The 19,766-nt window shown below is 41.2% G+C and carries 21 protein-coding genes and 2 tRNA genes; 17 read left to right on the top strand and 6 right to left on the bottom strand.

Annotation, left to right across the window (positions count from 1 at the left end; genetic code table 11):
* Window positions 1-473: 473 nt before the first annotated feature.
* From DW650_RS12380 to spoIIR, 3 genes are all read left to right on the top strand, one after another.
* Window positions 474-1,952, top strand: coding sequence for a spore germination protein (locus DW650_RS12380; RefSeq protein WP_186900289.1), 1,479 nt, complete (start codon window positions 474-476; stop codon window positions 1,950-1,952).
* A gap of 101 nt (window positions 1,953-2,053) precedes the next feature.
* Window positions 2,054-4,159 (top strand): GerAB/ArcD/ProY family transporter, encoded by a 2,106-nt coding sequence (locus DW650_RS12375; protein ID WP_118210082.1) that lies wholly within the window; start codon window positions 2,054-2,056, stop codon window positions 4,157-4,159.
* A gap of 387 nt (window positions 4,160-4,546) precedes the next feature.
* Window positions 4,547-5,221, top strand: coding sequence for a stage II sporulation protein R (gene spoIIR, locus DW650_RS12370; RefSeq protein ID WP_118210081.1), 675 nt, complete (start codon window positions 4,547-4,549; stop codon window positions 5,219-5,221).
* Between the two features lie 127 nt (window positions 5,222-5,348).
* On the opposite strand, the gene DW650_RS12365 is transcribed toward spoIIR, so the two are convergent.
* Window positions 5,349-5,720: a hypothetical protein gene (locus DW650_RS12365; RefSeq protein ID WP_199654272.1), complete on the bottom strand. Its 372-nt coding sequence runs from the start codon at window positions 5,718-5,720 to the stop codon at window positions 5,349-5,351.
* Window positions 5,721-6,134: 414 nt separating this feature from the next.
* Here DW650_RS12365 and DW650_RS12360 point away from each other — a divergent pair, with 414 nt between their 5' ends.
* Window positions 6,135-6,590 carry a DUF1934 domain-containing protein gene (locus DW650_RS12360; RefSeq protein WP_117921593.1) on the top strand — a complete coding sequence of 152 codons (456 nt, stop codon included), beginning with the start codon at window positions 6,135-6,137 and terminating at the stop codon, window positions 6,588-6,590.
* A gap of 575 nt (window positions 6,591-7,165) precedes the next feature.
* On the opposite strand, the gene DW650_RS12355 is transcribed toward DW650_RS12360, so the two are convergent.
* Window positions 7,166-8,476, bottom strand: a complete 1,311-nt coding sequence (locus DW650_RS12355) for an alpha-amylase family glycosyl hydrolase (RefSeq protein WP_118210080.1) — start codon at window positions 8,474-8,476, stop codon at window positions 7,166-7,168.
* A 76-nt stretch (window positions 8,477-8,552) separates the two neighbouring features.
* Window positions 8,553-9,365, bottom strand: coding sequence for a pyrroline-5-carboxylate reductase (gene proC / locus DW650_RS12350; protein ID WP_118210079.1), 813 nt, complete (start codon window positions 9,363-9,365; stop codon window positions 8,553-8,555).
* 258 nt (window positions 9,366-9,623) lie between these two features.
* On the opposite strand from proC, the gene DW650_RS20090 reads away from it, so the two are divergent.
* The 9 genes from DW650_RS20090 (at window position 9,624) to DW650_RS12310 (ending at window position 14,398) form a co-directional block, all read left to right on the top strand.
* Window positions 9,624-10,052 carry a hypothetical protein gene (locus DW650_RS20090; protein ID WP_243102951.1) on the top strand — a complete coding sequence of 143 codons (429 nt, stop codon included), beginning with the start codon at window positions 9,624-9,626 and terminating at the stop codon, window positions 10,050-10,052.
* Window positions 10,053-10,057: 5 nt separating this feature from the next.
* On the top strand, window positions 10,058-10,387 hold the full coding sequence (locus tag DW650_RS20085; RefSeq protein ID WP_243102950.1) for a hypothetical protein: 330 nt from the start codon (window positions 10,058-10,060) through the stop codon (window positions 10,385-10,387).
* Window positions 10,388-10,559: 172 nt separating this feature from the next.
* A complete protein-coding gene (locus tag DW650_RS12335; protein WP_118210078.1) occupies window positions 10,560-11,285 on the top strand; it encodes a DUF6796 family protein in 726 nt (241 codons plus the stop codon).
* A gap of 384 nt (window positions 11,286-11,669) precedes the next feature.
* On the top strand, window positions 11,670-12,065 hold the full coding sequence (locus tag DW650_RS12330; RefSeq protein ID WP_117921584.1) for a pyridoxamine 5'-phosphate oxidase family protein: 396 nt from the start codon (window positions 11,670-11,672) through the stop codon (window positions 12,063-12,065).
* Window positions 12,066-12,179: 114 nt separating this feature from the next.
* Window positions 12,180-12,491 carry a hypothetical protein gene (locus DW650_RS12325; RefSeq protein WP_243102949.1) on the top strand — a complete coding sequence of 104 codons (312 nt, stop codon included), beginning with the start codon at window positions 12,180-12,182 and terminating at the stop codon, window positions 12,489-12,491.
* Between the two features lie 6 nt (window positions 12,492-12,497).
* Window positions 12,498-12,608, top strand: a complete 111-nt coding sequence (locus DW650_RS20640) for a 4Fe-4S binding protein (RefSeq protein ID WP_279216769.1) — start codon at window positions 12,498-12,500, stop codon at window positions 12,606-12,608.
* An 81-nt stretch (window positions 12,609-12,689) separates the two neighbouring features.
* A complete protein-coding gene (locus tag DW650_RS12320) occupies window positions 12,690-13,271 on the top strand; it encodes a hypothetical protein (protein WP_118210077.1) in 582 nt (193 codons plus the stop codon).
* Window positions 13,268-14,080, top strand: a complete 813-nt coding sequence (locus DW650_RS12315; RefSeq protein ID WP_118210076.1) for a protein-ADP-ribose hydrolase — start codon at window positions 13,268-13,270, stop codon at window positions 14,078-14,080. Before DW650_RS12320 ends, DW650_RS12315 begins: the two co-directional genes overlap by 4 nt.
* Window positions 14,081-14,239: 159 nt before the next feature.
* Entirely contained in the window at window positions 14,240-14,398 is a 159-nt protein-coding gene (locus DW650_RS12310) for a hypothetical protein (protein ID WP_207724066.1), read from the top strand.
* A gap of 154 nt (window positions 14,399-14,552) precedes the next feature.
* On the opposite strand, the gene DW650_RS12305 is transcribed toward DW650_RS12310, so the two are convergent.
* Together DW650_RS12305 and DW650_RS12300 are read right to left on the bottom strand one after the other, a co-directional pair.
* Window positions 14,553-14,625: transfer RNA gene (locus DW650_RS12305), tRNA-Gly, on the bottom strand.
* Window positions 14,626-14,663: 38 nt separating this feature from the next.
* Window positions 14,664-14,736: transfer RNA gene (locus tag DW650_RS12300), tRNA-Gly, on the bottom strand.
* Window positions 14,737-14,995: 259 nt separating this feature from the next.
* Here DW650_RS12300 and DW650_RS12295 point away from each other — a divergent pair.
* Window positions 14,996-17,221, top strand: coding sequence for a bifunctional diguanylate cyclase/phosphodiesterase (locus DW650_RS12295; RefSeq protein WP_118210075.1), 2,226 nt, complete (start codon window positions 14,996-14,998; stop codon window positions 17,219-17,221).
* A gap of 82 nt (window positions 17,222-17,303) precedes the next feature.
* Window positions 17,304-17,720 carry an FMN-binding protein gene (locus tag DW650_RS12290; protein ID WP_118210089.1) on the top strand — a complete coding sequence of 139 codons (417 nt, stop codon included), beginning with the start codon at window positions 17,304-17,306 and terminating at the stop codon, window positions 17,718-17,720.
* Between the two features lie 87 nt (window positions 17,721-17,807).
* Here the strand turns inward: DW650_RS12290 and DW650_RS12285 are convergent, their stop codons facing one another.
* Window positions 17,808-18,050 carry a hypothetical protein gene (locus tag DW650_RS12285; protein WP_118210074.1) on the bottom strand — a complete coding sequence of 81 codons (243 nt, stop codon included), beginning with the start codon at window positions 18,048-18,050 and terminating at the stop codon, window positions 17,808-17,810.
* A 217-nt stretch (window positions 18,051-18,267) separates the two neighbouring features.
* On the opposite strand from DW650_RS12285, the gene DW650_RS12280 reads away from it, so the two are divergent.
* Together DW650_RS12280 and DW650_RS12275 are read left to right on the top strand one after the other, a co-directional pair.
* The gene (locus DW650_RS12280) at window positions 18,268-18,762 is read left to right on the top strand and encodes a dihydrofolate reductase (RefSeq protein ID WP_186900281.1); all 495 of its coding nucleotides are present in this window, start codon (window positions 18,268-18,270) and stop codon (window positions 18,760-18,762) included.
* A gap of 31 nt (window positions 18,763-18,793) precedes the next feature.
* Window positions 18,794-19,747, top strand: a complete 954-nt coding sequence (locus DW650_RS12275) for an AEC family transporter (protein ID WP_118210073.1) — start codon at window positions 18,794-18,796, stop codon at window positions 19,745-19,747.
* The last annotated feature ends 19 nt before the right edge of the window (window positions 19,748-19,766 follow it).

Below are 19,766 nucleotides of genomic sequence, written 5' to 3'. Positions count from 1 at the left end.
TAATAATCTATTAAATATAGTTATTTGGAAATCTTTTTTTAATCAGATTCAGACACAAACATTAAAAATTTACGCACTTCCAAGGTTGCAAAATGAGTTCCCCGGCTAAGGGTGGTTCACAACTTAGTGGCTGGCAAATCGCATCAAGCCGGGATTCGTTTTGTGACTTTGGGAGAAAATTAGGCAATCTTAGTCTGCCTGTTCGTAACACAGTGTTGTGCTGCCACGGACGGCAGCACAAGTCTTAATGTGCCCGGATGGCACATTTAAGACGCACACGTCACTCCGAGAAACATTAAATCAGGCTGACTTAGACTTGCCTTATTTTCGTACAACGGAACAAAACAGTCCCGGCTTGATGCAATTTGCCAATCGAAAATCCCCGGAACCACCCTACACGAGGAAACTCATGTCGCCCAACAAACCAGCATTTGTTGGATAGTTCATTAAACAGTGCAGAAATGGAGATTATTATGACAGAGAAAATACCGGTTTCAAAGAGGCTGAGCGAGAATATCGCACAGATGGAGCAGTTTTTTCATGAGTGTGATGATATCAAGAAGAAGGAAATGATGCTTGGCAGGCAGATGGATGTGCCATGTTATCTGACGTTTATTGAGGTGTCGGTAGATATGGGAACATCGGCGCTTGGCGAGGTATTAAAGCATTTAAATGGGCTTGAAAAAGACGAAATCTATCAGGTGCTTGAGAAGAATGCGCTGGGAATTTCGGATGCAACGTATTTTGACACGATAGAAGATGCGGTGGACGGACTTCTGACCGGAGAAGTGATCCTGTTTGTGGAAGGATTTGACCAGGCAGTAAAGATACCGGATGACGGTTATCCGAATATGGGAATCACAGAGGCAGATTCGGAGAAGGTGATAAGGGGTTCTAATGAAGGATTTTGTGATTCCGTCAAGCAGAATGCAGCATTGATCCGGAAGCGTATCCGTTCGCCGAAAGTCAAGGTGAAGCAGAAGAAATGTGGTGTGCGTTCGAACACGAATGTCTATCTTGTTTTCATGGAGGATCTGGTGTATCCGGGACTGGTGAGGGAGATCGAGCACAGGCTGGAAGGATTTGAGATTGACGGAGTGCTGGACAGTGGTGTGATCGAACAGCTTACCGAAGAAAAGTGGTATTCGCCGTTTCCGCAGTTTCAGACAACGGAGCGCCCGGACCGTGCAGCAATGGCTGTTTTAGAGGGGCGGGTGGTCGTACTTTCGGACAATTCTCCGGTTGGGCTGATCCTGCCGACAGATTATAATTCGTTTATTAAGACGAGTGATGATTATTACAACCGGTGGGAAATTGCGAGTTTTGGAAGATTATTGCGTTATGTTGCATCCTTTTTTGCGATGACACTGCCGGGATTTTATCTTGCCGTGACAAATTTTCATACACAGATACTGCCAACTATGCTGCTTTTATCTTTTGCAGATGCAAGAAGCGGGGTGCCGTTTCCTGCAGTGGTCGAGGTGATCTTGATGGAACTTTCGTTTGAACTTTTGAGGGAGGCAGGTGTGCGGTTACCCGGTGCCATGGGAAATACGATCGGGATCGTCGGAGGACTGATCATTGGACAGGCGGCAGTCGAGGCGAATCTGGTCAGCCCGATCGTTGTGATCGTGATCTCATTTACAGCGTTATGCTCATTTGCGATACCGAATGAGGAATTTGCAACAGCATTCCGTCTTTTGAAATTCTTTTTTATCGGAATGTGTGCATGGTTAGGCTACTTTGGTATGCTGCTTGGATTGCTATTTGTACTGATTCATCTGGCACATTTAAAAAGTTTTGGAATCCCGTACCTGATGCCATTTGTCGGGGCAGATCTGACCGACTATGAAGACGAGCGGGACTTTCTGTGGCGTCTGCCGATACGGAAACTGACCAAGCGCCCGATCTACGCAAAGCGGGATGAGCGGGTGAAACTGAAATTGAAATAAGTATGAAAGATGTTTCGAATAAAATTTGAAATGAGTACGAAAGATGTTTGAAACAGTAAAACGAGCATGAAGGATGTTTGAAACAAAAAGGAGAAAAAATTATGTTTTCATCGAACGAAAAGATTTCAGGTCGTCAGGCTTTCCGGCTTCTGGTTTTTGATCTTCTGGGACTTGGAACACTTTTGATCCCGACTGCGGTTGCAGGTTTTTGCGGAAGAGATGGAATATTTTGTATCATTGCGGGAACGGTGGCAGGAATTTTGTTTTTGAAGCTGATGGTTTATGCGGTGGGGGATATGCAGGGCAGTTTTGCAGAATATACCGTAAACATGTGTGGTACATTTTTTGGAAAGATCATACAGGCGGGGTATTTTTTATATCTGGTGCTGTTAGCGGGATATACGGCATATCTTTTTTCTGTGACAGTGTTAAACAACCTGCTGCGGGGAGAATCATTTTATCTGGTGCTTGTGCTGATCTTAGGTTTAGTCTGGTATGGTCTGTTAAGCGGGATCGAGGGCAGGGCGCGTGTCTATGAACTGTTATTCTGGATTATCCTGATACCGCTTTTTATCATGTTAGCATCCGCACTTGATGAGGTGAAAACGGATTATTGGAATCCGGTGTTTTTTACGGAAAGAAGTGATTTTTTTGCCGGCAGTTATTATGTGTTTATCTGTTCATCTCTTATTTTTCTTGTTTTGTTTCTGGGAGGGTATCTGCGAAAACGGGAAAGCCTGATGAAAGCAGGACGCCTCGCATTGATTTTCACCGGCTGCCTGGAGGCAGGACTTTATCTGATCCTGCTTGGAGTGTTTGGAGGTGCGGCACTCTCAGACATGCAGACTCCGGCGATCACACTGATGAGTACGATCAAAATTACCGGTGGATTTTTAAAAAGGGCAGATGCATTTATGTTTGGAATCTGGTTCTTTACATTGTATGCATTGTTAAATAGTGCAGTATTTTATGCAGAAATGTTATTAAATGGTTTATATCATGCAAAAAAAAGACAGACATTGTGGAAAAAGTGGGAACGTGCGGCAGTGTTTGCTGTGGTTTTTGGCATTGCAGTATTCTTTTACAGTTCAAAAGAAAATACGGTACTGTATGAGAAATTTGTGTGGTATATCGGAACACCGTTTCTGGTGCTTATTCCTGTGGTGTTTGCAGTCATCCGGTATAAGAAACAATGGAAACATAAAAATTATCCTATTCTGCGCGTTTATCTGATGATAGCTGTCCTGTTTGTACTGACTGGTCTTTCCGGCTGTGCCACGGCAGAACTTGAGGAGCGCAACTTCCCGATCGAAATGGCAGTATGTGATATGGAACAGTTTGACAGGGAATGGCTAAATGCCGATGAGTCTGGGAACCGCGTGGTGGATTACAGCCATATGAAGGTTATTCTGCTGGATCAGACCTTTTTAGAGGATGCAGAAAATATGGATGCTTTTCTGGAGATTCTGGAAAAAAAGAGCGACGTGCCAAGAAATACTTATCTTGTGGTGGCAGAGGATGCACAGGCAATTTTAAATCTGCAGGAAAATATGGAAGAGTCCGTGGGAACTTATCTGGAAGATTATTTTGAAAATGTATCTGAAATCAAAAAGACTGCGTATCCGACGATTGGCATGCTTTATCAGGAGCAGGAAAATAAAATGGAAACACTGTTCATCCCCTATGTTGGGGAAGCAGAAAAAAAACCTGCCGTGAGGGGGTATTATGTCTGGAAACGCGGTGAGGCAGCAGGACTTATTAACAATCAGACGGCGATGCTTTCTTTTTTTATCCAGAATCAAATGAAAGAATATACGCTGACGCTTGCAGACGGAGTGGATGTACGCCTGTTTGATCCGCACAATCAGATTGTTTTTTCGCAGACAGAAGATAAAAGAGTCATCGCAGAAATTAATTGTAGTGGAGAGATTCTGTATGAAAAACCGGGATGGAGGAAGAAGATACAGGCAGAATATGGTCAAGGCTTAAAATCCGGTGATATAAAGGAAGAACTGGAGAAACAGATTACAGAATATTTTCAGATAATCGCACAAAAAGCGGAGATCGACTGCATGAACAGCTATAAAAAACTGGGCGGACAGCGCAGGGACTGGTATCTGTTTTATCAGAAGCAGCCTAAGCAGTATGAAAAAGATATGGAAATAATTTACAAGGTAAAGGTTGACTGGGTAAATCTGGGTGAGTGAAAAGGTGGTGGTTAGAAAGATTCGGGTGGAAAAAGGTGTTTTATAACTTAGTGGCCGGTAAATTGCACGAAGCAGGGACTAATTTTCGGACATCGGAACAAAATAGGCACTGTTCTGTGCAATTTGCCAATCAAGAAATTAAAAGACCCCTTTTGCCACCCGAATCTTATAAAATAGCCCCGATCACCAGTCCAAAGAGAAAGATCCCTACCAAAATCAGATCCTTTTTATAACTCCGATTCCTTTCTTTTAATGCGTACAAATTTAATTATATGGAAAATAATAATATTGTTTTAAAATGATAACAATAGATTTTGTTAACAGGTTTTGTATAAAAACAAAAACAAGTGGAATACTCCTGCTATCAAACAGAAAAGGAGTATTCCAATGAAATTACCGATCATAAAATGTAAAAAAGATTTCCTGTACATAACCCTGTTTTTCTTATTTTCTTTTGCCTGTATCATTGGATTGCGGTATGAACAGAGGCTTGAAATGCAAAAAGGTATCGCAGAAAAGATCATACGCTTTCATGTGATCGCAAACAGTGATGCCAAAGAGGATCAGGACTTAAAACTTGCTGTGCGGGATGCCGTCGGTATCCATATGTCAGAACTGTTAAAGGATGTGTCTGACCGCAGCAGTTCAGAAATCGTGATATGGAAGAACATGGAAAACATGAAGCAGACGGCGAAGAAAGTCATTGCAGACAAAGGATTTGATTATGATGTGGATATCTGCCTGAAAGAAACGGATTTCCCAGTAAAAACATATGGTGCGTACACATTTCCGGCAGGAAATTATGAAGCATTGGAGATTATCATCGGTGCGGGGAAGGGACATAACTGGTGGTGTGTGATGTATCCGAACATGTGCTTTTCGGATACGATGTACGAGGTGATCGATGATGATGCGAAAAGTTCATTAAAAAAAGTACTTTCTGATGATGAATATCAGAAAGTACTTGAGAGTGGCGATTATAAAGTAAGATTCCGTTACCTCACATTTTTAAACCAGTTATGTGAGGATAATAAAAACGCTTACATTGAAAAGGGAAAATAATCCCGGTATCGGATATGTGTCATCAGATTTTTTATCTAATGGGAAGTATGATGTACTTTATCTCCGATGTTGTTATTGCCAAAGCAGTGCTCGTAAGGAACACCGGTGAGGGCGGCGATAAACGGTTTTAGGTAAATGCTGCGGTAAAAAGCCATTCTGCGCCGAAAACGAACAGGTACATTCCAAGATGGCGGCGGAAAGTACGGATCTTTAAAGTAGATAAGATATCCGTAAAGAGCTTTTTGAAGCCTTCAAAAACGTTTGCCACGCACTCATCCTCAACCTCGTCACTCGGACGCTCCCAGGAGTTCGTGTAGAGCAGAATCATGGAAACGATAAGGATTGCTCCGTATGCAACACCGGTACAGAAGAACGGAGTCAGAGAGTCCTGTCCATAAATGCTGATGAAAAATCCCGGAAGTGTGTTGTATGGGATCATGACGCTGGTGTATACGATCTCAAACATGATATAGGTGGACAGATAATACCAGAAATTCATATTTCCACCCATAACAGCGGGTACAGACACATAAGGGGGATTCCAATCAGGATAAAGAAACGTCTTCGTCCAAATCGTTGACCGGGCTTTGTTTTATAAAAGCTGTCGGAGATAAAACCCATCAGTGGATTCATGATAACATCCAGGGCACCACTGCCGAGTAGGTTGCCTGTTCCATAGGCAAAGCGTACAGTCTATTGTATAAATTTAGGCAGTAAAATACTCTCTGTAAATACCTTGTCCCCAAAATGAAAGCACTTACATATTTTCTATATACCATTATAGAAAGAGATTTCAAAATATCAAGAAAAATAGTATTGAATAATAAAAAAAAAACATATAATATAATAAGGCAATTTAAGATAAATAATCCTGCAAAAATAAGGCAGGGTTAAATTAGAAATGAGGATCAGGATGACAAAAGAAGTACTGGTAACTATCAGCGGGCTTCAGTTTTCACCGGAAACTGATAATGAATCCGTGGAACTGATCACATCCGGCAGTTATTATAAAAAAAATGGAAAACATTATATCATCTATGATGAAGTCAACGAGGGATTTTCCCAGACAACACGAAACATCATCAAACTGAATGATGATTTTATGGATATCACCAAGAGAGGTGTTTCGAATGTACATATGATGTTCGAGAAGAACCGGAAGAATGTGACGTATTATTATACGCCATATGGAAGCCTTCTGATTGGGATCGATGCAAAAAGTGTGGATGTGCGGGAGACGGAAAATGATATTGATGTCAAGGTCAATTATGAGCTGGAGGTCAATTATGAGCACATGGCAGACTGCTGTATCACGATGAATATCAAGTCAAAAGATGCTGGTGATTTCCGGATCACAGAGTCTGAATAAAATGAAAACATTATTGTGTTATAATCGTACCATTAAAAAAGAAAGGACATGAAGTCAAGAGTATGAAGAAAAAATTGTTGACCTTTATTTTAGTGGGAACGATGCTGACTGCAGCTTCTGTAATCGGATGCGGAAAGTCTGCACAAGATGCACAGACAAGTGTAAATACAGAAACTAAGGCAGATACAGAAACTGCAGCAGAAGATAATGCAGATTCCGAAACAGGATCTGTCCAGATCAATGGAGGCATTGAAAATGATGGAATTGATCTGATGGAAGATGACGGATTGTATCGTACGGTGACTTTGGATGATTATCCGGTTTATTATTCAGTAGGCAAAGTAACACTTCCTTTATCTGAGGATGTAACCTTTGAAGATCAGGCAGATCAGAATCAGGAGTCAGACCTGCCGGTCATAGAGCTAAATGATCTGCCGGCAACCATTGAAAATAGTGATATGGCATTTAATTGTAACAATACAGTGATCACAGTCAGACAGGGACAGATCGTACAGATCATCAGATATTGGGCAGAGCCGGATTACCGGTTTCTGCCCATTTCTGTATATGTATTTCTAATGTTCCATCTTCCATACAGCCACAGAGTAACCCGGAAGATCCGTTCCACCGCCAAAATCATGCGGTGTATCGGTGATCAGTTCCTGTGCCGTGCCGCATCCGGCATCAAAATCTGCGTGGAAACTGTTTTCATCCGCATTGATCGCTACATAAATGCGTTCATGTTCACTCTTACGCTCGAAAATGCACTGACGGTTTGTTAAGAGTACAGAGCGGAAAGAGCCGTAATTTAAAGCCTCAGAGTTCTTTTTGATCTCGGCGAGACGGCTGATTATATCAGAAAGATCATTCCATTCCGGTTCCAAGAAGCAGGCGCGTAAAGCCGGATCGCCTTCTTCTTTTCTCGCCTTTGCGCCCCATTCACTGCCATAGTAGACACATGGGATACCAGGCATACCGAAGAGCAGGCCGTAGATCAGCGGCAGATGTTTTTCGTTGGTCAGGATACTTGCAATTCTTGTGACATCATGATTGTCCACGAAGCAGAGCAGATGTCTGCCTTTGTAGAGTGTCCAGTTGTCAGGACCGAACTGGCGAAGCAGGGAATGGTTGATCTCAAACATATTCATGCTGTTAAAACTGGAATAAAGTCCTTTGTAACACTCATAGTTGGTCACAGAGTGAAGCATGGAGTCATTCATCCACTGGTTGTAATCGCCGTGTAATGTTTCACCGACTAAGAAGAAGTTCGGTTTTAAACTGTCACAGAAACTGCGCAGACGGCGCAGAAAATCATGGTCGAGACAGTAAGCGACATCAAGTCGCAGACCGTCAATATCAAATTCTTCTACCCAGCCTTTGATCGCAGCAAAAATATGCTGGATGACATCTTCATTTCTCAGATTTAATTTAACCAGGTCATAATTGCCTTCCCAGCCTTCATACCACAGACCGTCGTTATAGTTGGAATTACCGTCAAAACTGATATGGAACCAGTCTTTGTACGGGGAATCCCACTTTTTCTCCAAAACATCCCGAAAAGCCCAGAAACCACGACCGACATGGTTGAATACACCATCTAATACGACTTTGATCCCTTCTTTGTGAAGATTGTCACAGACTGTGGCAAAGTCCTCATTTGTGCCAAGTCTGGTATCGATCTTTGTATAATCCCTGGTATTATATCCGTGTGTGTCAGACTCAAAGACCGGAGAAAAATAAATCGCATTGGCACCAAGTTTTTTGATGTGAGGAATCCAGTCATTGACCTTTAAAATACGATGCTCTAAAACACCATCATTCTCGAACGGAGCACCGCAGAATCCAAGCGGATATATCTGATAAAAAACACTTTCGTAAGCCCACATAAGAAAACCTCCAAATTATATTATTGAAATCAGAACTGATCATAAATCCTATGATACAGAAGAATGTATATCCTTATCAGGAGTTATGACTCATATCGTATGATTTTTTGGAACATGCGCGTTGTGCAGAGATCACGGTATCACGAAAGCCGCCATGTTCTAAAACTGCAACCGCTTCAATGGTCGTACCGCCAGGAGAGCAGACTGCATCTTTTAATTCACCCGGATGTTTTCCGGTCTCTAAAACCATTTTTGCAGCACCAAAAACGCTCTGTGCGGCAAACTTATATGCCTGGGTGCGCGGCATTCCATCTGCGACAGCGGCATCTGCCATTGCTTCAATAAACATATAGACGTAGGCAGGAGAAGAACCGGAAACACCGACAACAGCATCCATCATGCTTTCCGGTACGACTTCCGCACGGCCAAAGCTGTTGAATAATGATTCGATAAGTTTTACTTCCTCAGCTGTTACCTTGTCGTTTGGACAGAGTGCACTCATTGCAGCTCCGACAAGCGCCGGGGTATTTGGCATGGCGCGTACCAGCTTGATTTTGCCAAGTATTGCTTCAATATTTGAGATCGGCTGTCCGGCTGCGATGGAAACTACGATACAGTCCGGTTTTAAATGATCTTTGATCTGTGGAAGCACTTCCGCAAATTTATTTGGTTTTACAGCGAGAAATAAAATATCGCTTCGTTCTGCAACAACTTCATTCGATTGTGTTGTCTCTATCGAAAATTTTGTACGGATTTTATCAAGTGTCTCAGGAGAATGCGCACTTGCGATGATCTGGCTGGTCGTCACCAAAGACGCATCTAAAATACCGCCGATCATGGCGCTTCCCATATTGCCGGCACCGATAAAACCAATCATTTTATCTAACATAAAATCCTCCTTGTTTTTTTTATCATTCAAATTCTATCCTAGTCTATTTGGGTGGAAACGTCAATATTTTATACGCTTCTTGAGTTTCCGTACTTTTATCCACAAAGCCCCGTTTTTATAGGCATTGCTATAAACAACTTTCAAAAATGTCCAAAATATAAGGAATCCTGTTCCTTTTTGATGTAAAATTTAATCACTACAAAAAAATCATACTAAACAAAAAAAGAGGAGGATTCCCTGTGGTTAATTTTACATCAAATGAAACGGGAAATTTTAACTTTTACAAATAAGATTTCTGAACATCTTTCTAAGCCAGAAAAGAAGTTTACTGCTGATATCACTTATGGCATGCTGGCTTCTGGCAGTTGTCTGTTAACAGAGGTTGCAGATCAGCTCCATGAACCTTCCCAAAAGATCAACATTGTTGACCGTTTATCCAGACACCTTGAAAAAGGTACTCCTACCGTTGCAGCTGCTTCTTATCTTCAGTTAATAAAAAAGTGGATTCCATCAGATCCGGTCATCCATATCGATGATAGTGATGTTGTAAAACCTGATGGATATCAGTTTGAGTCGCTTGGCATAGTCTGGGATGGTTCAGAAAGTACATCTACAAAAAATGTTTACAAAAAATGTTTACAAAAAGGGCTATCATGTTACAGAGGCTTGTGTACTTACAAGCAGTAATCAAAGTGTCAAGAACCTATTTCTCACGCTGGAAAATAGAGGAATATTTTTGCTGTAAGAAGCAAATGTTCCAGTTTGAAAACTTTCGTGTTCGCAAACTGAAAGCTATCAATGCACTTCATTTTTACATTACTTTATGCATGGCATTTCTGGCTCACATTTCCATGAAATCAGAAATCCATGCGCTAAAAGTTGCAATTATACAAACAGCGGATACTATAAAAGAAAAAGAATATTTCTCCCAAAGCCCAGCTCCGGTGGGGGTTATTAAAGTATCTCTAATCAGAACACTGCTATTCAAAATCATTCAAAAATTTAGCAGATTGGTACTTTAGGAAGATATACTCACTTTTTATTACAGTTTGTGGAAACTCAAGTTTATACGGAGATAGGAAGTGACACCAGTTGCGGACACATAAGAATATTATTTTCGTTGACACGGGAGTTAGAAAAGACTAACATATAAACGTCAACAGAAAAATAAAGACGTACAGAAAGGAAACCAAAATGGAAAAAGAGAAGCAAAAAAGAGCAATGCTTGCAGGAATTGCGGCAATGGCGCTTTTTATGATCGGTGACTGGCTTTTGGATGTCAAAGGAAGCGGCAATAAAGAGGTTGGGTTATTTGTCAATTCCAACTGGCCAGCAATGTCTATGTGGCGTTTTGAGGTATCTATTCTTTTAGCAGCAGCGGCAATGCCGTTATACTGGATTGCGCTTAAGGAACTTAGGCATATAGTGACAGATACCTGCAGCAGGAATCCAAAGGGGCATGCCCTGGCAATGAAGCGTTTGTTTGATTTCAGTTCTGCAGCAGGATTAATATCTGTGTTGTTTATCCATATTATGTGCTGCCTGTTGCCGATTATCTTTAAAACATCTTATGGAATGGGAAGTACATTTGAACAGGCAGCAGATGTGACAAATCAGGTCGGCATGTACATATTGCTTCCATTTATGATTTATTATCTGGTTATGGATATCGGAATGTCTGTGGTGATGGTCTATCTGATCCTGACCAGACGGTTTGCACTGCCAAAATGGATGGCATGTTTTCATCCGGTGGGCGGTCTTGTGTTATGTGAAATTTTCGCGGCAATACCGGTTGTCTGGTGCAATGATGTGTCCGTTGCATTCGAGAGCATGGGACATTTGCTGATGTTTGTGGCAGGATATGTACTGCTACAGCAGTTTGACAAAATCAAAACAATCATCTATAGTACATACAAATGATAAATTTACGGACAAAGGCGTTGAAAACATGAAGTTTTTAGCGCCTTTTGGTTTGCGCGCCATGTAAATAAAGGTGAAAAGGCAATTCGTATACTATTCATGTATCCTCCTTTCGCTTTGGTTATTTTCCGCAAAACAATCATAGCAAAGAAGGGCAAAAAGAAAACAGGATTAACCAGTAACTGTAACTGATTAGTCCTGTTTTTTAGTAGATCGTAGCCCCTCAAAAACTTTGATTACCCATATCAGGGGAATACGGGATAAAAAAATGATGTAACTATTGACATTACATCAAAGGCGTGATATAGTACAACCATTAGATGTAACAAATAACATTACATCAAAAAACAAAACAACAATAAAAAACTTAGGAGGTACTATTTTATGCAGAAAGTAGTAGAATTTTTACAGGCAAACCCAGTTCAGTATTTAGCAACAGTAGGACGTGACGGAAAGGCAAAATGCCGTCCATTTATGTTCTGTTTTGAGCAGGATGGAAAACTCTGGTTCTGCACAAACAACACAAAGGATGTTTACAAGGATATGTTAGAGAATCCGGAAATCGAGGTATCCGTTTCTTCACCGGAGTATGCATGGATCCGTCTCCATGGCAAGGCAGTATTTGAAAACAACATGAGTGTTAAGGAAGGATGTATGAACAATCCGATCGTGAAAGGACAGTATCAGACAGCAGATAACCCAATCTTTGAGGTATTTTATCTTGAAAATCCACATGGTGTTATCGCAGATTTTTCCGGTAACCCGCCATACGAATTTTAATTACCGTAATATATAAGAGACTCACACCTGTTCTAAAAGGAGGGACACTGAGGTGTTTATTTTCTCACAGCAAAAGGCAAAGAATTTTATGCGCAGCTAATGCAGCAGCAATATGTGGCGATATCAGCAACAAAGGCAAAAATAGCAGTGTCACTTCGTGGAACGGTGAAAAATATCGGTAAGAAGCATCTTGATATCATGTTTGAGAAAAATCCTTACATGAAAGGAATTTATCCGGGTGATACAAGAGCGGCACTTGAAGTATTCTGGTTATGTGAGGCACAGGGAGAATATTTTGATATCAGTGATCCATCCAATATAGTGCGGGATACGATCATAATTGGCAATGGAAATACAGTACAGACCGGATATATTGCCGGAGAGGGCTGCATCGGCTGTAAATTATGCTATTCTGTCTGTCCGTAGAAATGCATTGATACATCAGCAAAGCCAGTTGTGATCAACCAGAATCACTGCCTGCATTGTGGAAGATGTACAGAAATTTGTCCGAAACAGTGCATTAAGAAAAGAGGTGCGGCATGATTTTATCCATTCCCATCGGAAGAAGCAAAATGGGGATACTGGTCAAAGCATGCACTTATAAACCAGTTTGACCCACCTGCATTGCCGCTTTACAAAGAATTGTACGATATTGTCAAGGATAAAGAATATTTTGTACTCACAACGAATGTGGATCATCAGTTTTATAAAGCGGGATTTGCAGAGAACAGGATATTTGCGACACAGGGAGATTATGGGAAAATCCAGTGCCAGAGAGGCTGTCATCCAAAGACTTATGATGCAAAAGAATTATTTCAGAAGATGGATGCTGCAAGAAAAGACTGCCTGATCCCATCAGAACTGGTGCCAAAATGTCCGGTATGTGGTGGAAATATGGCTATGAATTTAAGATGCGATAATTATTTTGTGGAGGATGAAGCATGGCATGAGGCGGCTGACAGGTATGCAGATTTCTTAGAGCAGCACCAGTCAGAAAAAGTTGTACTGATCGAGCTTGGGGTTGGATTTAACACACCAATTATAATCAGGTTTCCTTTTGAAAAAATGGTGCGGGAGAATGCCTCTTACAGCCTGATCAGACTGAATAAAGATGAAGCTGTTGTCCCGGAAAGCTTTGGAAAACGTGCAGTTGGGATCGGCGGAGATATGACCCATGCAATCACAGATATATGGAGGTTATCATGACACAGAATGAAAGACGGGAATATCTGATCAATTATCTTTTAAAAGAAGATAAAAAAATCTTCAGACAGAGAATACCGGATCAAAGGGAAGAACAGGAGCAACTGCTTCGTTCCCTAATGAATGTCAGATTGCCGAAACCGGTCAGTGAAGAATTTTTAAAAATTCAGGATGACTATCTGAAAGAAAGAAATCTGGAACGCGGAATCACAGATATCGAAGATTTAAAGCCGGTTTCATCGGATAAAAGACTTTATATCTGGCAGGGTGATATCACAACGTTAAAATGTGATGTCATTGTAAATGCTTGCAATTCGCAGATGCTAGGCTGTTTTTCACCAATGCAAGCCTGTATTGACAATTTTATCCACACTTATGCCGGAGTTGAACTTCGTCTTAAAATGTATGAGATCATGACAGCGCAGGGGCATGAGGAGGAGACCGGAAAGGCAAAGATTACTGCCGGCTATAATCTTCCTGCAAAATATATCCTTCACACAGTAGGTCCGATCGTTCAGTGGGCAGTTACAAAAAAGGACGAGGAGCTTTTGGCTTCATGTTATCGTTCCTGTCTGGAACTTGCAGAAAAATACGAAGTGAAAAGCATTGCTTTCTGTTGTATATCTACGGGAGTATTTATGTTTCCAAATGAACGCGCTGCCCAAATAGCAGTGGAAACAGTGCGTAAATACTATGCGGAAACAGGAAGTCAGATGAAAGTTATTTTCAATGTGTTCAAGGATGAAGATCTTGATATATATAGTAATATATTAGGTAAAAGTATGCTGTGCAATACAAAAGATGAAAAATAATTTTTAGACAGTAAAGGGAATCGGAAAACCGGTTCCTTTTACCTACGCAGACAATCAGTAAAACAATTACAGTACATGCAAACGGAAGAATTTTCTGAATATGCAAAATTTAGAAATGGAGTAGAAGCAATTTCCTCTCTTCTTCGTCGAAGATATCATGTGGACAAGCAATATATTAAGGATACCTTTAAATGTATCGCAGATTGTGATATGTGTGGACTGTGTACTGTATTCAAGGGGAAAGATCCGGAACTTGCCCATGAAGATTATATATCCGGAAAACGGGAGTATATGGATGTATCAGGGGATTATAAGTAACAGAATAAGAGCGCGAGACGGCGCAGGACATCCGGTGGATGTCCGCTATGCGCGGACCGGAGCGGAAGCGGAGAAACTCGAAAGTTCGAGTCCGGCAGGACTCGATTTATCAAAAAAAGGACATCTGAATGATGTCCTTTTTTTGATGAAAGAGAGCGCGAGACGGGACTCGAACCCGCGGCCCCGACCTTGGCAAGGTCGTGCTCCACCAACTGAGCCACTCGCGCACATATGAAAATTTATATATCTGTATATCAGATACAAGAGCGCGAGACGGGACTCGAACCCGCGGCCCCGACCTTGGCAAGGTCGTGCTCCACCAACTGAGCCACTCGCGCATATATGAAATGTTTATGTATCTGTTTGCCAGACACATTTGGTATCTTACCATGGAAAAGGATAATTGTCAATTATTTTTTGCAAATTTTTTCCTTTGAAAGGAAAGCACTGTTTTTTGGCGAAAAAAACGAAAAACAGAATGAAAACGTCATTTTTTAGGCTGGAACTCATAAATGAAGAATGTTATAATAGAAAGTATAGGAAAATGGTCACAGGAAGATTTTAAATCAGACATGGGAAAGCCAAAGGGGTGGCATAATGTATAAAAAAAATGCGGGAATTCGTAATGTGGCGGTTTTATGTGCGATATTACTGATTTTTGGAATAGCACTATTTGGATGTTTTGGGCAGATCAGAAATAGTTTACAGCAACAGTTGATGAGCAGCATAGAGGGGATGGCTGAGCAGAATGAGATACTGATTGAGAAAGAAGTAAGTACACGTTTTCGTCTGCTTTCAAGTCTTGCCAGAGAGTTTTCAGATGGGGACGAGAGCATTTTTGTTGATAGATTACAGGGATTTGTGGAGACATACCAGTTCAAACGTATGGGATATATCGCGTCAGATGGGATAGCACAGACGACAGACGGGTATCATCTGGATATGTCCGACAGAGAGACATTCAGACAGTCGATGCAGGGAAAACAACGTCTGACGGATACATTTGAAGACCAGATTGATGGTTCAGATGAAATTGTAAATGCATTCAGTGTACCGGTATATGAAAAAGATCAAAAAACGGTAAAAGGCGTTTTATTTGCAACTGGCAGATATGAAATGTTTGAGGGATGCCTGCAAAATGAGATATTTGAAGGTCAGGCTTTTAATTATATTGTAAAAATGGATGGTATGATCATTGCTGCTTCCGGAAACAGTAAGGAATGGGGAATTGGTAAAAATATTTTTACTGCCGATATTTCAGCAGATGAAAATGATGACGCTGCAAAGAGCCGTATGATCAGTGATATGAAGTCAGGAAAAAGCGGTTATGGAATGGATCCAAAACGTAAGGAAGTTTCTCTTTATTATTATATGCCGCTTAAGATAGAGGAAACCGGTGATGAATGGTATGTTGTCACAGCGGCATCGGAAAGTGTTCTGACAAACCGTATGCAGGTGGTTATGGATGCGATCAACAGCCTGATTGTTATCATTCTGGTTATAATATCAGTCAGTGTCGGAGTATATATTTATTCATGGCGTAAGAGTAAAAAAGAACTTATTTCGCTTGCATATCAGGATCCTGTCACATTAGGAGATAATTTTGCAGCATTTAAGGAAAAGGCAAAGAGCAAAAAAGATGGTGCTGGGTGGCTGGCAGCCATGGATCTTGCGGATTTTAAACTGATCAACAGTACCTGTGGCGTGAAAAAAGGTGACGAGGTGCTGCGGGCTGTAAGTGAGATATTTGAAAATGAGAAGGGGGATAATGAACTGGTGGCACATGTGAATGCTGACCGGTTTGTATTGTTCTGGATGGAAGAAAATCAGGACGCAATCAAAGAGAGACTGGAACGTGTGATCAAAAAGATAGAAGAGATACCGGAGCGTTTAGAGATACCAAATCTTTTTCCGGTGTTTGGAATTTATCATACAATGGTTTTGGATGAGATCGATCCTTTATATGGAAATGCTGTTCTGGCAAAGCACCAGATCAAAGGAAGACGTGACAGACACTACATGTTTTATGATGAACTGAATCATGAGAGTATCCAGGAAAATCGTGAACTGGAAGATCATTTTGAGATGGCACTTGAAAAAGAAGAGTTTGAGATCTGGTATCAGCCCAAATACAGCGCACATACCAGAAAACTTGTAGGTGCAGAGGCACTGGTACGCTGGAGGAGACAGGATGGAAGCCTTATTCCTCCGCTTAAATTTATTCCTCTGTTTGAGCGAAATGGCAACATCATAAGACTTGATGAGTATGTGTTCCGGGCTGTGTGCAGGCAGCAGAAAGCCTGGCAGGAACAGGGACAGAAGATGTTTCCTGTTTCAGTAAATATTTCGCGTGTCAGTCTCTATTATTCGAATGTTGTTGAAAAATATGAAAGCATTATCCGTTCGTATGATCTTGATTCAAAATATATCCAACTGGAGATCACAGAGAGTGCAACAATCGATAATAACGAAATATTTAATCTGTTAGAACAGTTTCACACGGCAGGATTTAAGATACTTCTGGATGATTTCGGAAGTGGTTATTCGTCCCTTTCCACATTAAACCGGATGCATTTTGATACGATCAAGCTGGATAAGAGTCTGGTTGATTATATCGGAGATGACAATGGGGAGAAATTGTTGAATTCTATCACAAAACTGGCGCAGAGTTTTGGAATGGAGATCACGGCTGAGGGTGTAGAGACTGTGGAACAGCTGATGTTTTTGTGCAATCTGGACTGTGATGATATACAGGGATATTATTTTTCACGGCCATTGCCGGTAAGAGAATATGAAGAATGTTTAAAAGAAGCATGCATGTAATATGCTTTGGATTCATACAATATAACAATCGATACCATGGAGGTACAGGGTGAGCGCAAAGACGAGGATCGTAGTCCTTCATATGAAGGAGGTTATCTATACAGCGATATTTGTCGGACTTGGGATCGTATTGATTATATTGCTGCTTTTCATGTTTTTGCCGAAAAAACAGAAGAATGGGGCAGAGCCAACGATGCAGTATACAGCAGGTGTATATACATCGTCGGTAATGATGGGCAGTCAGTCAGCTGATATACAGGTCATTGTAGATGAAAATCGTATACAATCTATTTCCCTGCTCAGTCTGGATGAAACAGTAGCGACAATGTATCCGCTTATGGAACCGGCATTGGAAAATGTCAGCGAACAGGTGATAAAACAGCAGTCAACGGAAGGAATTACATATAATAAGGATAATCAGTATACATCGATCGTACTGTTAAATGCGATCGAGAATGCACTTGCAAAAGCAGAGATCGCAGAGGGGGAAGCAGATTGACAGAGCATGGAAAAAGAATGGCTGGTCTGCAGATGATATGTTATGTAAAAAAGGTTCCGGATGTTCCGGAACCTTTTTGTTGAAATGTTATTCTTCTGTATCGAGTGTATTCATATAATTATTCACTGCGTCAAGATTGGCATAGATCGTTTTGATCGGTCTGCTCTTTTCATATGCATGATAACCGGAATATCCTGCCCAGCCAACGATAAGGACTGCGATTACCCATCCACAGATAATACCTGTGATGCGTTTTCTTTTTTCCTTTGCGAGAATCTTTTTGCGGTTTGCTTTCTCTTCTTTATAGCGGTCAACTTTTGCCTGACTCATAATTATCCTCCGTATTATTATTTACATGCTGATGCATGGGTAAAAATCATATAAACATATTGATAATATACCCCATTCTGCCCCAAAAAGCAATAGAAATACACCTTGTCATTTTTGGGGAAATTGGTTAAAATGAGAGTTTGAAAGAGTATGGACAGACAGAAAACAACAATGCACAGGGAAAGAAGTGCATTGTGGATGGAGGATAGAAATTTTTATGAATATAATTGTTGCAGCAGATGAAAACTGGGCGATCGGTAATAAAAATGAATTGTTAGTCCGGATTCCGGCAGATCAAAAGTTTTTCCGTGAAACAACGATGGGAAAAGTAGTTGTGATGGGGCGGAAAACGTTAGAAACATTTCCGAATGGACTTCCACTGATGGGGCGGACGAATATTGTGCTGACACATGATAAAAAGTTCCGGGTTCCGGGAGCTTTGATCGTACATGATATGGAAGAACTTCATGAAGAACTGAAAAAGTACGATAGTGAAGATATTTATGTGATCGGCGGCGAATCCGTATATAGGCAGCTCATTGATGAGTGTGATGTGGCACATGTCACAAAGATTGATTTTGCATATGATGCAGATGCACATTTTCCGGATCTGGATGCAGATCCAGCATGGCAGGTAACAGCGGACAGTGAAGAACAGACATATTTTGATCTGGAGTATTATTTTTACCGGTATGAGAGAGTCAGAAAATAAATAAACCAAAACAGAAAGCAGTGCAGCGAAGATGGGAAATTTTATTTACAGTATCAATGTGACGTTCCCGATTTTTTTAGTTATGGTCATCGGTTATTTTTTAAAACAGATCGGAATGTTAAATGACAATTTTGTTACGGTGGCAAATCGTTTTAATTTTAAGGTGACGCTGCCGTTTATGCTGTTTCGCGATATCGCAGGTGTGGATATCAGAGAAGTATTTGATTTAAAATATGTGTTATTCTGTGCACTGGTAAGTACAGCATGTTTCTGGCTGATCTGGGGCGGTGTGAAACTTTTTCTGAAAGATAAGTCCATGCGGGGCGCATTTGTGCAGGCATCGTTCCGCAGCAGTGCAGCGGTCATGGGGCTTGCTTTTATCCAGAATATTTACGGAACTTCGGCGATGGGACCGCTGATGATCGTCAGTGCGGTACCACTTTACAACATTTTTTCTGTGATCGTGCTGACTTTCGAGGGCGAAAATGCGAGCGGAGTAAATGGAAAAGAAAAGATCAAAGAGGCATGTGTCGGAATTGCTAAAAATCCGATCATTCTTGGTATTTTAGCGGGACTGATCGTGGGACTTTCCGGAATCGAATTTCCAACGATCATAAATAAGACGGTAAACAGTGTGGCGCAGATGGCAACACCGCTTGCACTGATCACGATCGGAGCCGGATTTGAGGGGAGAAAAGCACTCGCAAAAATAAAACCGACGATCGCGGCATCTATGATCAAACTGGTGATCCAGCCGCTTATTTTTCTTCCGGTTGCAGCCTGGATGGGATTTAGCGGGGAAAAAATGATCGCGATACTGATCATGCTTGCATCCCCGACAACACCGAGCTGTTATATCATGGCGAAAAGCATGAATAATGATGGTGTACTGACGGCGAGTGTGATCGTGACGACAACGCTGCTTGCAGCATTTACGCTGACCGGATGGATTTTTATATTAAAATCAGTCGGTCTGATTGGATAAATAAAATCATTGCATTTCC

It is taken from the genome of Roseburia sp. AM23-20 (genome assembly GCF_003470905.1).
GTDB classification, from domain to species: domain Bacteria; phylum Bacillota; class Clostridia; order Lachnospirales; family Lachnospiraceae; genus Roseburia; species Roseburia rectibacter.
The sequence above is the reverse complement of the archived record's forward strand: the minus strand, read 5'-3'. Positions and strand labels throughout refer to the sequence as shown.